At 58.9% G+C, this 14163-nt stretch carries 16 protein-coding genes; 8 read left to right on the top strand and 8 right to left on the bottom strand.

Annotated elements, in window-relative coordinates; genetic code table 11:
* On the bottom strand, positions 1–585 hold the full coding sequence (gene rimJ / locus J0X03_RS09900; RefSeq protein ID WP_047575604.1) for a ribosomal protein S5-alanine N-acetyltransferase: 585 nt from the start codon (positions 583–585) through the stop codon (positions 1–3).
* Positions 586–931: 346 nt separating this feature from the next.
* Here rimJ and mdtH point away from each other — a divergent pair, with 346 nt between their 5' ends.
* From mdtH to J0X03_RS09875, 5 genes are all read left to right on the top strand, one after another.
* The gene (gene mdtH, locus J0X03_RS09895; RefSeq protein ID WP_033643370.1) at positions 932–2137 is read left to right on the top strand and encodes a multidrug efflux MFS transporter MdtH; all 1206 of its coding nucleotides are present in this window, start codon (positions 932–934) and stop codon (positions 2135–2137) included.
* Between the two features lie 73 nt (positions 2138–2210).
* Complete coding sequence (locus tag J0X03_RS09890) at positions 2211–2459, top strand: hypothetical protein (protein ID WP_033643371.1); 249 nt, start codon at positions 2211–2213, stop codon at positions 2457–2459.
* A gap of 127 nt (positions 2460–2586) precedes the next feature.
* Positions 2587–3234 (top strand): glutaredoxin 2, encoded by a 648-nt coding sequence (gene grxB, locus J0X03_RS09885; RefSeq protein WP_160204355.1) that lies wholly within the window; start codon positions 2587–2589, stop codon positions 3232–3234.
* Between the two features lie 34 nt (positions 3235–3268).
* Positions 3269–4900 (top strand): ABC1 kinase family protein, encoded by a 1632-nt coding sequence (locus tag J0X03_RS09880; protein ID WP_206975701.1) that lies wholly within the window; start codon positions 3269–3271, stop codon positions 4898–4900.
* Positions 4901–5052: 152 nt separating this feature from the next.
* Positions 5053–5616: a lipoprotein gene (locus tag J0X03_RS09875; RefSeq protein WP_160204357.1), complete on the top strand. Its 564-nt coding sequence runs from the start codon at positions 5053–5055 to the stop codon at positions 5614–5616.
* A gap of 57 nt (positions 5617–5673) precedes the next feature.
* Here J0X03_RS09875 and yebF read toward each other — a convergent pair whose 3' ends face one another.
* The 5 genes from yebF to cspE all read right to left on the bottom strand — a co-directional run bounded on the left by yebF (position 5674) and on the right by cspE (position 8603).
* Positions 5674–6033 (bottom strand): protein YebF, encoded by a 360-nt coding sequence (gene yebF / locus J0X03_RS09870; RefSeq protein WP_033643374.1) that lies wholly within the window; start codon positions 6031–6033, stop codon positions 5674–5676.
* Between the two features lie 70 nt (positions 6034–6103).
* The gene (gene yqfB, locus J0X03_RS09865; RefSeq protein ID WP_004927562.1) at positions 6104–6412 is read right to left on the bottom strand and encodes a N(4)-acetylcytidine aminohydrolase; all 309 of its coding nucleotides are present in this window, start codon (positions 6410–6412) and stop codon (positions 6104–6106) included.
* Positions 6413–6451: 39 nt separating this feature from the next.
* Positions 6452–6775 carry a YebG family protein gene (locus tag J0X03_RS09860; RefSeq protein ID WP_160204358.1) on the bottom strand — a complete coding sequence of 108 codons (324 nt, stop codon included), beginning with the start codon at positions 6773–6775 and terminating at the stop codon, positions 6452–6454.
* Positions 6776–6863: 88 nt separating this feature from the next.
* A complete protein-coding gene (gene dbpA / locus J0X03_RS09855) occupies positions 6864–8246 on the bottom strand; it encodes an ATP-dependent RNA helicase DbpA (protein ID WP_033643376.1) in 1383 nt (460 codons plus the stop codon).
* Between the two features lie 147 nt (positions 8247–8393).
* Entirely contained in the window at positions 8394–8603 is a 210-nt protein-coding gene (gene cspE / locus J0X03_RS09850) for a transcription antiterminator/RNA stability regulator CspE (RefSeq protein ID WP_004927572.1), read from the bottom strand.
* A gap of 246 nt (positions 8604–8849) precedes the next feature.
* On the opposite strand from cspE, the gene purT reads away from it, so the two are divergent.
* On the top strand, positions 8850–10028 hold the full coding sequence (purT, locus tag J0X03_RS09845) for a formate-dependent phosphoribosylglycinamide formyltransferase (RefSeq protein ID WP_122016319.1): 1179 nt from the start codon (positions 8850–8852) through the stop codon (positions 10026–10028).
* Positions 10029–10062: 34 nt separating this feature from the next.
* On the opposite strand, the gene J0X03_RS09840 is transcribed toward purT, so the two are convergent.
* The gene (locus tag J0X03_RS09840) at positions 10063–10302 is read right to left on the bottom strand and encodes a YoaH family protein (RefSeq protein ID WP_122016318.1); all 240 of its coding nucleotides are present in this window, start codon (positions 10300–10302) and stop codon (positions 10063–10065) included.
* A 70-nt stretch (positions 10303–10372) separates the two neighbouring features.
* A complete protein-coding gene (locus J0X03_RS09835; RefSeq protein ID WP_160204359.1) occupies positions 10373–11374 on the bottom strand; it encodes a glycosyltransferase in 1002 nt (333 codons plus the stop codon).
* 526 nt (positions 11375–11900) lie between these two features.
* Here J0X03_RS09835 and pabB point away from each other — a divergent pair.
* Positions 11901–13274, top strand: coding sequence for an aminodeoxychorismate synthase component 1 (gene pabB, locus J0X03_RS09830; RefSeq protein ID WP_046688496.1), 1374 nt, complete (start codon positions 11901–11903; stop codon positions 13272–13274).
* On the top strand, positions 13271–13849 hold the full coding sequence (locus J0X03_RS09825; RefSeq protein ID WP_033644292.1) for a CoA pyrophosphatase: 579 nt from the start codon (positions 13271–13273) through the stop codon (positions 13847–13849). The genes pabB and J0X03_RS09825 overlap by 4 nt, the downstream gene beginning before the upstream one ends.
* Positions 13850–14163 lie beyond the last annotated feature (314 nt).

Raw genomic sequence — 14163 nt, 5'->3', positions numbered from 1 at the left:
TCAACGTGGGGGTAGCCACTCTCTATTGGTGTATGCCGTCAAAACGTGGTCTTGCCACTTGCCGTCGATCAGCAGGTAATCTTTGGCGTAACCTTCGCGTTCGAATCCCAGACGCGTCAGCAATGCGCCGCTGCGCTGGTTATGCGGCATATAGTTGGCCATGATGCGGTGCATGCGCTGTTGGCGCAGCATATAGCGGATGGCGGACTGCAAGGCTTCGAACATCAACCCCTGCCCCTGCCATTTCTCCCCCAGCGAATAACCGAGGAAGCAGGCGTGAAACGAACCGCGCAACACGTTGCTGAAGTTCGCCACGCCGCGGACTTCCTGCTCTTCCGGATCGAGCAGGATAAAATAGTAGGCGCTGCCCTGCTTTTGCATTTCAGCGATCATCCCCAGGCGCGCCTGCCAGCCGGACGGATAACAATGGCTTTCATCGCGCACCGGCTCCCAGGGTTTGAGAAAGGTCCGGTTCTCGGCATAATAGTCCGCCAGACGATAGGCGTCCCGTTCATGCACTAAACGGACCACCATCCGGTCGGTAGTAAGACGTACTTTTGGCGATGCAGAGCGGTAGCCGAACATCATTTCCCCCGCGGTCAAAACGGTTCGATAAGAAGTATTTATTAGGAAGCGTCGTGGATAATTATCCGACGCCGATCTGAGGCCATGACTTTATGTTGCCAATAGCGCCTCAGAACCGCGCTCCCTTGCATTCAATATAACCGTAGGCCGCCCCCGAGGTAAAATACCGGCCGCTCAGTAAATCGCCGAATACGCGTTTTACGGCGTTTTTCCGCCAATTTTGCAGTTCAGGTAACACCTTGACGATAAAAAAATATTATCTACTCCGCCCCTGTCGCCGTCCGCCAATTGGGTAGAGAATGGTGGAGTTGCCTTCCCCCTCTCTCTTAATTGCTCATGGTGATGCATGTCTCTGGTGTCGCAAGCGCGCAGCTTGGGTAAATATTTTCTGTTGCTCGACAACCTGCTGGTGGTTTTAGGCTTCTTTGTCGTGTTCCCGCTTATTTCGATCCGCTTCGTCGATCAGCTGGGATGGGCGGCGCTGATCGTCGGCATCGCGCTGGGTTTGCGTCAGTTGCTGCAACAAGGGCTCGGCATCTTTGGCGGCGCGGTCGCCGACCGCTTTGGCGCCAAGCCGATGATCGTCACCGGCATGCTGCTGCGCGCCGCCGGTTTCGCCACCATGGCGATGGCCGATGCGCCGTGGATCCTGTGGTTCTCCTGCGCGCTGTCCGCCCTCGGCGGCACGCTGTTCGATCCGCCGCGCACCGCTTTGGTGATCAAACTGACCCGTCCGCACGAACGCGGCCGCTTTTTCTCGCTGTTGATGATGCAGGACAGCGCCGGCGCGGTAGTCGGCGCGCTGATCGGCAGTTGGCTGCTGCAATACGATTTCCACTTTGTCTGCTGGGTCGGGGCGGCGATCTTCGTGCTGGCCGCCGGCTGGAACGCCTGGTTACTGCCGGCTTATCGCATCTCCACCGTGCGCGTGCCGATGAAAGAAGGCATGTTGCGGGTCGTGCGCGATCGCCGCTTCCTCACCTATGTCCTGACGCTGACCGGCTACTATATGCTGGCGGTACAGGTGATGCTGATGCTGCCGATCGTGGTCAATGAAATTGCCGGCTCACCGGCGGCGGTGAAATGGATGTACGCGATCGAAGCGGCGCTGTCGCTGTCGCTGCTCTATCCGCTGGCGCGTTGGGGTGAAAAACATTTTCGGCTTGAACAACGCCTGATGGCGGGCCTGCTGCTGATGACGCTCAGCCTGCTGCCGATCGGCCTTGCCAGCAGCCTGCAAGGCGTGTTCACGCTGATCTGCTGTTTCTATCTGGGTTCGATCATCGCCGAGCCGGCGCGCGAAACGCTCAGCGCGTCACTGGCCGATCCGCGGGCGCGCGGCAGCTACATGGGCTTCAGCCGCCTCGGGCTGGCGTTGGGCGGTGCGTTGGGATATACCGGCGGCGGTTGGATGTACGATACCGGGCGGATGATGAACATGCCGGAGCTGCCCTGGCTGCTGCTCGGCGCCGTCGGCTTCGCCACGCTGCTGGCGCTGTACTGGCAATTCAGCCCGCGGCGCAACGCGTCGGTGATACTGCGCGGCGGCTAACGCCATAGAAATCCGGCCGAATCGGCAACAGCTGCTATCCTGTTAGTAAAAACACCCACAGGAGCCCGTCGGCATGAGCGAAGAAGCCAAATTACCGCAACTACTCGAACATATGATACTGAACTTGCGCATGATTTATGCGCGCTCCACCCTGGTGGAAAAGGCGCTGGCGCATATCCTCGCCAGCGACGCCGGCCTGAAAAACGATATTATCAAACAGCTGCAGGTCGTCACCGCCGCCAACGAACGCGATCAGATCGATTTGGAACAAGCCCGCATTCACCTGATCGATGTGCTCAACTCGGTACCGGTCAAGAAATAGCACCCCTCGCCCGCGCCTGTTGCGCGGGCAATATCGCAATAACGCACCATCCAACACACGCGTTTCAAGACAGCCTCGATAAGCTGTGGTAACTATTGCTGTTAAAACCTGACAACCCGGAGCAAGCATGAAACTGTTCATTTACGATCATTGCCCATTCTGCGTTAAAGCCCGCATGATTTTCGGCCTGAAACATCTGCCGATTCGCCTGGTCACGTTGCTCAACGACGATGAGACGACCCCGTTCAATCTGATTGGCAAAAAAATGGTGCCGATCCTGATCAAAGACGACGGCGAAGCGATGCCGGAAAGCCTGGATATCGTGCGCTATGTCGATGGTTTGGGCGGCAAACCGGTGCTGACCGGCCGCACCAACCCTGCCATCGCCGAGTGGTTGCGCCGGGTCGACAGTTATGCGGCAAAATTGCTGTTGCCGCGTATTGCGCATGCCGATTTCGAAGAATTTGCCACTGACAGCGCCCGCCGTTACTTTATCGATAAAAAGCAGGCGTCAATCGGTGATTTCGCCGAGCATCTCGCCAACAGCGCCGATCTGATCGCCGAACTGGAGGCCGACCTGCAAACGCTGTCACCGCTGATCGTCTCCGCCGACGCCGTGAACGGCGAGCTTTCTGAGGACGATATTCATCTGTTCCCGCTGCTGCGCTCATTGTCGATCGTCGCCGGGGTTGCCCTGCCGGACAACGTGGAAGCCTACCGCAACCGCATGGCGCAGCGCAGCGAAGTGCCGTTGCTGCTGGATATGGAACAATAACGTTCGACAGTCACAAAAAGGATATGGCGTACTGATGCTGAAAATGGTGCTCGCCACCGCTCGCGATCGGGCGCGGCTGAAGGAAATTACTTCCGTTCTGATTCGTTATGGTTTGCAAGACGTTCTGGGCCTGGGGGCGTTGCTGCGTGGCGCCCGCAGTGAGCCCGCACGGCAGAGCGCGCAGCCCCTTCCTCAGCGGCTGCGCGAAGCGCTCGAGGCGCTCGGCCCAACCTTCGTCAAATTCGGCCAGATCCTGGCCACGCGTTCTGACCTGCTGGATCCGGCCTGGACCGACGAACTGGATCGTCTGCACAGCCAGGCGGCGGTGTTGCCATGGGAAATGCTGGCGCCGCAGATCATCGCCGATCTCGGGGATGATCCCGAGCAGCTGTTTGCCGAATTCGATCTCACACCGCTGGCCGCGGCGTCGATGGCGCAAATTTACCGCGCGCGCCTGCACAGCGGCGAACAGGTAGTGGTGAAAGTGCTGCGCCCCGGCCTGGCAAAAACCATTCACGCCGATCTGCGGCTGCTGGCCTCGCTGGCGGAAACCGCGGAGCAGCAGAGTCAGGCGCTGGCGCGCTATCGACCACGGCAGATGGTCAGAGCGCTGGCGACGGCGCTCAATCATGAGCTGGATTTGACCCATGAAGGGCATAACTGCGATCGCGTCGCCGGCATGTTTGCGCGTGAACCCGACGTGGTCGTGCCGAAAATCTATTGGCAATGGTCTTCCCCGCGTCTGTTAGTGCAGGAATACTTGCCCGGCACCGCGCCGGAGAACCCCCGGCAGTTGGCGGAAGCGGGATTTGACGGCCCGCTGCTGGCGCGGCGCGGCGCCCGCGCCTTTATGAGCATGGTGCTGGAGCACCGGCTGTATCACGCCGATCCGCACCCCGGCAACGTGATGGCGCTGAGCGGCGATCGCGTCGGCTTCATCGACTTCGGCATGGTGGGCCAGCTGTCCGAACGGCGGCGCAACCAGTTGCTCCTGCTGCTGCAGGCCATCGCCGATCGTCAGTCCGAAGGCATCGTCAACACGCTGATCGCCTGGTCGGACAGCGAACCGCTGGATCTGATGGACCTGGAGCTGGCGGCGCAAAACTTTCTCGACAAGCAGGCCGCCGCCACCCTAACGCTCGGCAAAGCCCTCACTGACCTGTTGGTGATGGCGCGTGAGCACCAGCTGGCGCTGCCGCCGGATCTGGTGCTGCTGTTCAAGGCCTTAATCACCGCCGACGGCGTGCTGCACCGGCTGGATCCGGCCTTTGACATCGTCGCCACGCTCAAACCGATGCTGCAACAAACGGTGCTGCAACGTTATGCCCCTGACGCCGTGCGCCAACGGCTCTTGACCCTGGGCGGGGAAGCGCTCGATGCCGGAGAGGAACTGCCGCAAACCCTGCGGCTGTTGGTGCGCCGCCTGAAACGCGGGCAGCTCAATGCCGACATTAACGTCAAGAACCTCGGTCAGTTGAGCAAAGCGCTGGAGCGCAGCGCCGTTACCCTGGCCATCGCCATCGTCACCGCCGCTTTTGCCCTGGGGCTGGCGCCTTATCTGATGCATTCGTCGCTGCGGCTGTGGGGCATTCCGCTGTTCCCGCTGTTGGGAGGCGCAGCCTGCCTGGCCGGCGTGATCCTCTTGGCGCTGCGATTACGGCGCTGACGCTTTCGGCGTTATCCGATAGGTCTCGCCCTGTTTTACGCGCACTATTCCCGCCATACCGCCGCCTGCCGTTTTCACGCGCAGGCGGAGCGTTTATAATGATTAATCAATTATCTGCAGCACTTTTCGCCAGCAGTCGCAATGAGGCATTAATGAAGAAGATCCTGATGGGCGCAGCCGCCCTGCTGTTCGCCGGCGTATTGGCCGGTTGCAATCAACTGACCCAGTACACCCTGAGTGAACAGGAAGTGAATGACTACCTGCAGAAACATAACGACTATCAGAAGCAAATCGGCGTGCCCGGCCTGCTGGACGCCAACATCGTGCTGACTCAGTTGCAAAGCCAGATCGGCCGCAGCGAACCGGGTAAAGTCACCCTTTCCGGCGACGCCAAGGTCAACATCACGTCGATTCTCGGCCCGCAGACCGCGGATCTGAAGCTGACGCTGAAGGCGCAGCCGGTTTATGACCGGGCGCAGGGCGCCATTTTCCTGAAGGACATGGAGCTGACCGATTACAGCGTGCAGCAGGAAAAAATGCAGACGGTGATGAAAGCGCTGACGCCGTATCTGAACCAGTCGCTGAAATCCTACTTCGACCAAAAGCCGGCTTATGTGCTGAATCCTGACAACAGCAAAACCGAAGCGCTGGCGAAAAAACTGGCGAAAGGGTTGGAAGTGAAACCGGGGGAATTGGTGATCCCATTCAGCGACTGACGCCGCCTGAGAACATCAAGCCCGCCGCTCGGCGGGCTTTTTACTGCCGGGAAAGCGTTACTGTGGGGCGCTGTAGGCGATTTCGCCGGTGTTGCAGTTGAGCGTCACGTTGTAGGTTTTATCTGCCTTGGTGCCACGCACCGTCAACGGCACCTGCCATACCTGATCCTTGCCGCTGATGGCATCCGGGCTAACCCAGGCAATCGGCGTTGCGGTACCCAGCAGCTTTTTGTCCGACTCCCAGCGCGTAATGCGGTTCTGCAAGAAGTCGCGCTTGACCTGGGCGGCGATATCCGCCGGCTGCAGGCCCGCACACTGCCCCACCTTGGCGGCGCGCTGTTCGTGATCCTGCGCCCACACCGTCGTCGATGCTCCCATCATGGCCAACAAGGCGATAGCCAAACCCGTTTTTTTCATATGTCCTCCCGTTGTGATTAGCGCTATCCGGGCGCCCATCCCTGGCTCACAACAGGGCTTCGGCAAAGGGTTACCGTTTGACGAACTCAATGACAAACAGCGCATCCAGGCCCGGATAGATTTCCTTGATCACCTGCTTCAGTTCGCCGAGCGACATGTTCTCCTGCTGTGCGTGGCGTTCGGTCAGCGCATCCAGGCGCACCGGCGTTACCGACAGCACTTCGATAAAGCAGAAAAATACGCCGTCCTCATTGCGGCTAACGCGCAATACCTCGCCCGGTTCAAAATGCGATTCACTGGCATCCCGAATGGTGATGGTTTTACGCCCGGCCAGAATGTCTTGCTCAAAGCGGCTGAAGAAAGTTATTTCACGGCTCATTTTAGATCCTTTTTCATCACAACACCGCAACATAAGTCATTATGCCGCCTGCTTTTCTGACGCAGATCCCTCTTTTGGGGTAGAGGCCGCTTTTTTCGCTTTGCTTTCCGCCGGTTTCTTGAGGGTTTCCGCCGACGATGCGCCGCGCAGAATCAGACCCAGCACATCCTTGTTTTCCGCCAGGAAGAAGCTCAGCCCTTCGCGCTGTTCGTCATCCAGGTTCAGCGGCGCCTGCTGCAGCCACTCCCCAAGGTTGTCCGCCAGATCCAGCATTTTGTCGTAGGCGTCGGCTTCTTTCTTGCTCGCGAAAGTCATTTTTTCCTCACCGTTTCTCACCACCACATATTTAACTTCAACCGCCATGCGTGCGTCCTCAAATACTCAAATTACTGTGATTATATACAGTATAAATAGATCGTGGCGGGAAGGCAAACCGCCGCCCGCCCTTGGCTTATTTCAGCAGCCGCACCTTGCAGCTTTTGCCTTTGATTTTGCCCTGCTGCAACTGTTGCAGCGCCTTGCGCGCGCTGGCTTTGCGGATCGCGACATAGGCATGCACCGGGAACATATCGATCTTGCCCACTTCCGCCGCCGTCAGCCCGGCATCACCGGTCAGCGCCCCGAGAATATCGCCGGGACGGATCTTCGCCTTGCGGCCGCCGTCGATGCACAGCGTCACCATTTCCGCCTCCAGCGAGCCGTTGGCCGCCCCGCTCAGCTCGGACACCGGCGACCAGTCGACGCTCATCTGCAGATAGTCTTCAATCGCGTGCGCACGCGCCATTTCCTGCGGCGTGCACAGGCTGATCGCCAACCCGCTCATGCCGGCGCGGCCGGTACGGCCAATACGGTGCACATGCACTTCGGGATCGAACGCCAGCTCGTAGTTGACCACCAGCTCCAGCTCTTTAATATCCAGCCCGCGTGCGGCGACGTCGGTCGCCACCAATACCCGGCAACTGCGGTTGGCGAAACGCACCAACACCTGGTCGCGGTCGCGCTGTTCCAGATCGCCATGCAGCGCCAGCGCGCTGATGCCGCGGGCCTCCAGGGCCTCAAGCACCGTCTGACAGTCGCGCTTGGTATTGCAGAACACCACGCAGGACGCGGGTTGATGATAGCGAATGGCCGACACCAGCAGCGCTGGGCGCTGATCGCGCGTGGTCTCATAAAAGCGTTGTTCGATGGAGGTCTGCGCTTCGCCATCGTCCACCTCGACGCTCAGCGGCTGGCGTTGAACGCGCGCGCTGATGCGCTCGATGCCTGCCGGGTAGGTGGCGGAAAACAGCAGCGTCTGACGTTGCGGCGGCGTATAGCTGATCACATCGTCGATGTCGTCGGCGAACCCCATGTCCAGCATGCGATCGGCCTCATCCAGCACCAGCACCTTCAGCTCGTCCAGCTGCAGCGTTTTCTTGCGCAGGTGTTCCTGGATACGGCCCGGCGTCCCCACCACGATGTGCGGCGCATGCACCAGCGAATCGAGCTGCGGCCCCATCGGCTGGCCGCCGCACAGCGTCAGGATCTTGATGTTTTGCGTAAAACGCGCCAGGCGACGCAGCTCTTTGCTCACCTGATCGGCCAGCTCGCGGGTGGGACAGAGCACCAGCGCCTGCGTGGCGACCTGACCGACGACGATACTGTTCAGCAGACCAATGCCGAAGGCCGCCGTTTTACCGCTGCCGGTTTTCGCCTTGGCGCGCACGTCCCGCCCTTGCAGGATGGCGGGCAATGCGGCGGCCTGTACCGGCGTCATTTCGGCGTACCCCAGTTCGTTGAGGTTGGCCAACTGTTCGGCTGGCAGCGGCAGGGAAGAAAAAGAAACTGTGCTCACGGCGATAACTCTTATATGACGAATGGAATGGCGGCGCGCCCGCAGGTAAGCGCCGAATCAGCGGTAAATGATAACAGAGATGGGCGGCGTTACGGGGTGCGGGCATAAAAAAACCCGCCGGCGGCGGGTTTCTTGGCAACGCAGTCGTTAAATCGCAACGACGTTGGCTGCGGCTGGGCCACGTTGGCTGTCCTGGATGGAGAACTCAACCTGCTGGCCTTCAGCCAGGGTCTTGAAACCATCGCTGACGATAGCGGAGAAATGAACGAAAACGTCTTTAGAGCCGTCGGCAGGGGTGATAAAGCCGAAACCTTTGCTTTCGTTGAACCATTTAACGTGACCAGTGATCTTGCTCATTTGTGTTTCCTTTACTTGATAAACCTGCCTTGACGGCACGAGACGCGAAAACCTCTCGATAAGTAGGCCTTCTTTCGCCGTCGGTTATTAACGCACAATCGCTCATACAGGGCAAATATTTCTGTTTGTTATAAAAACAGCCAGTTAGCAACAAAACCGGCGCGGCGGCTGCGCGCGCAATCGTTTTCGTATATACTGCCCGCCGATCATCAATCCGCTTACTTTCACCGATCCAGGTACGAAACTATGTTAACGATTGGAACCGCCCTGCGCCCTTCCGCCACCCGCGTCATGTTGCTCGGCTCAGGCGAGCTGGGTAAAGAAGTCGCCATTGAATGCCAGCGCCTCGGTCTGGAGGTGATCGCCGTCGATCGCTACGCCGATGCGCCGGCCATGCATGTGGCGCACCGCAGCCACGTCATCAATATGCTGGACGGTGACGCGTTGAAAGCCGTCATCGAACACGAGCGGCCGGACTATATCGTTCCCGAAATCGAAGCGATCGCCACCGCCATGTTGGTCGAGCTTGAACGCCAGGGCCACCGCGTAGTGCCCTGTGCCGAAGCCACACGCCTGACCATGAACCGTGAAGGCATCCGTCGTCTGGCGGCGGAAGAGCTCGGTCTTCCCACCTCCAGCTACCGCTTTGCCGACAGTGAAATCGCCTTCCGCCAGGCGGTTGAGCATATCGGCTACCCGTGCATCGTCAAACCGGTGATGAGCTCTTCCGGCAAAGGCCAGAGCCTGATCCGCACGCCCGAACAGCTGCAAAGCGCCTGGGATTACGCCCAACAGGGCGGCCGTGCCGGCGGTGGCCGGGTGATCGTCGAAGGGCTGGTAAGATTTGATTTTGAAATTACGCTGCTGACCATCAACGCCGTGGATGGCGTGCATTTCTGTGAGCCGATCGGGCACCGTCAGGAGGATGGGGATTACCGCGAATCCTGGCAGCCGCAACGCATGTCGGCTACGGCGCTGAGCCGGGCCCAGGCTATCGCCGAGAAAGTGGTGAAGGCCCTGGGGGGCTTCGGGCTGTTCGGCGTGGAGCTGTTCGTTTGTGGCGACGACGTGATCTTCAGCGAAGTGTCGCCACGCCCGCACGATACCGGCATGGTCACGTTGATTTCACAGGATCTGTCTGAGTTCGCCCTGCACGTGCGCGCGTTTCTCGGTTTGCCGATCGGCGCTATCCGCCAGTTCGGCCCTTCCGCATCGGCGGTGATCCTGCCACAGCTCACCAGCACCGATGTGCGCTTCAGCGGATTGGAAAACGCGCTGCGCGGGCACAACCAGCTGCGTCTGTTCGGCAAGCCGGAAATCGCCGGCCAGCGCCGCCTGGGCGTAGCGCTGGCGACGGCGGACACCACGGAACTCGCGGTGGAGCTGGCGAAACAGGCCGCCGCCGCCGTGGCGGTCAACCACTAAAACTGACGGGGCCGCTTGCGCGGCCCCGATAACATCAATAGTCTTCGTCTTCTTCAACATCGTCATCCCGCGACGCCTCCGGCGCGGCATCCTGCTGTTCGTCTTCGTCATCGAACAGCACCGCGACATGAGCGCCCTGATGCTTCTCACGAATTTCCTGCGCAACGCGAGCAATGGCCTCACCGCTGCTCATGCCCTGTTCCATCAGCTGATGGATGCGATCCGCCGCTTCCTGCTGCTCCGCGTGGCTCAGTAATGGCATACCTGCATGCATGTGTCGTTCTCTCCGGCAAAAGGGAGAAGGAGTATACGCGCTAACGCGGCGGATCCCAACGTCTTGTGCCTCAGGCCGGCTGTGAACAGCTGTTATCGTTGCGCCACTGCTTTAAACGGTGCCGCCACAGCATGACATGCCACCCCTGCTTCACGCCGCGCGCATTGGCGAGCATCGCTCTGTCGATGCCACGTTGGTAAAACTCTTCGGTAATCTGATTCTGAGCGGCCGGATCCGGCTCACGGCGAATACTGTGGCAAATCCCCAGCGCTTCGCGGGTGATCTGCCAATGGAACGCCGGCCGAATGGCGATGGTGCTCGCATAACGCAGGTTGAGCCGCTCCAGCATTTCGACGATTTTCATATAGTGGCGCTGATAATCCACGTTAGCCTTGCCGGTGCGGCGGCGATTGCTGATCGACTTGTCGTGCACCCGTTGGCGGTACAGCGGCGTGCTTAAATATTTGACCCGCTTGGCATTAAACATGACCTCCGTCGTCCAGGGAATATCCTGGTGATGTAAGCCCGGTTCAAAATAGAGCCGATGCTGGCGGATAAAATCGAGACGATATATCGCCAACCACACAACGTGAATAAACTTTCGCGATTTCAACGCGCGTTCGAACCATTGAACGCCAGTGATAACATCAGTGGTGCGTAAACGCTCCTGAGGAAAAATCGGCTGCAATTCGTCCTGGCTGGCAAAATAGCGTTCGCCATTGCATTGCATCACGTCTAATTGGTGCCGTTCGGCCTGCTCGAGCAGCGTGGAATACATTTCCGGCGCCAGCAGATCGTCAGCGTCGGGAAACGCCACGTATTTTCCTCGGGCAACGGCGAGCCCGGCATTACGCGCATTGGAAACGCCGGCGTTCGCCTGATCGATAACCCGAATATGCGGATGCGCCGCCGCATAGCGGTGGGCGACCTCCCCCGAACCGTCGGTGGAACCATCGTTAACGATGATCACCTCCAACCGCTGTTCTCGTTGAGCAAGCAACGAAGCCAGGAAAGGTTCTAACAGTTCTCCCGCATTGTGCATCGGGACGATGACGCTCAGCATTAACGACATAGGCAGCTCTTCAATAATAATGTAACAAAATGATAATTTTATTTTTTTGAAAAATAGAAATCGCTTCAGCGCCCGAGCGAAAATATGACGCGAACATTCACATTTCCGCCGCGAGCCAAATAAGATTCATCTTGTTTGTCTTTTCATGCTTTCTACAAGAAAAGCGTTCCACAACAAGGAATAACTTTCACAAGACGGCCACCTTAAAAAACACAGGCAAAACCGTTTCGCATCGCCCGCTTAATAAAAGCGAGCAACAATAAAAGTGTGAAATTAACGAGTTGTCTTTATATTTCTCGGGTCTTGCGCCCTCGGTGAAAAATGCTTTCAGTTATTTTGACGTTAAATTTTTAACATATCGAAGTATAAACAATGGCGCAAAAAATGCCTTATTTCAGGTTTATTGAACTGTCGTTTATGTGAGGTGTGCTGCATGTCTCGCATGGCAAAACATGCATGCCATGGCCGTCTATGGCACACTAGCCGCCAGATATTGCCGTCTTCACAGCCAGGTTTATTGACGTTCATGAGCGTAACCGCCCCAAACATAAAGTCTTTGCCCTACCATCGCAGCGCCCTGATGACGCTTTTTGCCCCGCTTTCATCGCAGCCTTGGGCGATGCTGCTGCACTCGGGCTTTGCCGACCATTCGCACAACCGCTTCGATATTCTGGTCGCGCAGCCGCGCATTACTCTCACGACTCATGGCGCCACCACAGAAATCATAAGTGACGACGTAACAATACGGTCGCAACAAGATCCGTTTGAGTTGTTGCAACAGCAGATGGTGGCGCAAGGTTGGCAACCGGCCTTTAATCCGGATCTGCCGTTTCAGGGCGGCGCCCTGGGGCTGTTCGGCTACGATCTTGGGCGGCGGGTGGAAAGCTTGCCGCAGTTGGCCGAAGCCGACCTCGCCTTACCGGACATGGCGGTGGGCATTTATGACTGGGCGCTGATCGCCGACCACCGGCTGCAAACGCTGACGCTGCTCAGCTATGGCGACGTGGAACAGCGCTGGCGCTGGCTCAATAGCCAAACCGCGCCTGCGGCACGCCCTTTCACACTGCTGAGCGATTGGCGCGCCAATATGAGCCGGCAGCAGTACGGCGAGAAGTTCCAACGCATTCAGCACTACCTGCGCAGCGGCGACTGTTACCAAATCAATCTGGCGCAGCGATTCTCCGCAGACTATCAGGGAGATGAATGGCAGGCGTTTTGCCAATTGAGCGCCAGCAACCGCGCGCCGTTCTCCGCGTTCTTGCGTCTGCCTCACAACAGCGTGTTGAGCGTTTCTCCCGAGCGCTTCCTGTGGCTGGAGCAGCAGCGCATCCAAACCCGCCCGATCAAGGGCACGCTGCCGCGGCTGGCGGACGCGGAACAAGACGCCGCACAGGCTCGTCGTTTGGCCGGTTCGCCCAAAGATCGCGCTGAAAATCTGATGATTGTCGATCTGCTGCGCAACGATATCGGCCGCGTCGCCCAGCCCGGCAGCGTGCGCGTGCCGGAACTGTTCATCGTGGAGCCGTTCCCGGCGGTGCACCACCTGGTGAGCACCATCACCGCAACCCTGCCGGACACCGCCTCGGCGACCGAACTGCTGCGCGCCTGCTTCCCCGGCGGCTCGATCACCGGCGCGCCCAAGGTGCGGGCGATGGAAATCATCGAAGAACTGGAGCCGCAGCGTCGCAACGCCTATTGCGGCAGCATCGGTTACCTGAGCGCCTGCGGCACCATGGACACCAACATCACTATTCGCACGCTCGTCACCGAAAACGGCCGCATCCATTGCTCCGCCGGCGGCGGCATCGTGGCGGACAGCCAGGAACAGGCGGAATATCAGGAGACCTTCGACAAGGTTGGCCGCATTCTGCCGCAGCTCGGGGAGTGCGCCCAATCGTGATCCCACCAAATGCACCGGCCTCACTGCACGCCTTTATCAGCCGTTTCCAACTGCAGCTGCCGCAGGCGGCGCAGATCTCGCACAATGTGCGCCCGGCCGCGGTGCTGATCCCGATCGTCTGTCGCGCCGAGCCAACGCTGCTGTTGACCCGCCGCGCCGACTCGCTGCGCAAACATGCCGGCCAGGTGGCCTTCCCCGGCGGTAAAACCGACGCTGAAGACGGGTCGGCGATCGTGACGGCGCTGCGAGAAGCGCAGGAAGAAGTGGCGATACCGCCACAGGCGGTTACCATACTCGGCCAAATGGCGCCGCTCGACAGCAGCACCGGATTTCAGGTCACGCCTATCGTCGGCCTGGTCTCGCCGGACGTGCAGTTCCGCGCCAACGAAGGCGAAGTGGCTGACGTGTTTGAAATGCCTTTGCGGGAGGCGCTGACCCTGTCGCGTTACTACCCGCTGGACATTCATCGCGCCGGCCATACGCACCGGATTTACCTTTCCTGGTACCACAGCCAGTTTATCTGGGGGCTGACCGCCGCCATCATTCGCCGCCTGGCGCAGCAAGTCAGTATTTAGCCGGCATTGCGTGATCTGACTCGCAATCTGGCACGGTTGCCGGCCTCCGCTGCGGGTAAAGCGATCGAAATCACTTCATTTGATCGCTTTTTCAACTACCGTTCCGGTTGAATGGTTTTAAAAAAACTGTAAACCCTCTCTTAAACCTTACGAAATACCTGTAAAATACCACCGTCCGAGATAAACCACTGTAGAAACAGGGATTAAGCCGGCGGCGTTCAGCAAGGAAAGCTGGCGCGATTACCGTTAATGAAGCTTGGGCGAAAGCGGATGCCCCGCACAAGGGTTCGCCCCGGGCAATCAGTAAAAAAAGC

Origin of the sequence: Serratia ureilytica (assembly GCF_017309605.1) — a bacterium.
In the GTDB taxonomy this organism is placed as follows: Bacteria; Pseudomonadota; Gammaproteobacteria; order Enterobacterales; family Enterobacteriaceae; genus Serratia; species Serratia ureilytica.
Note: the sequence above shows the minus strand (reverse complement) of the source record. Positions and strands in the feature narration are given on the sequence as shown.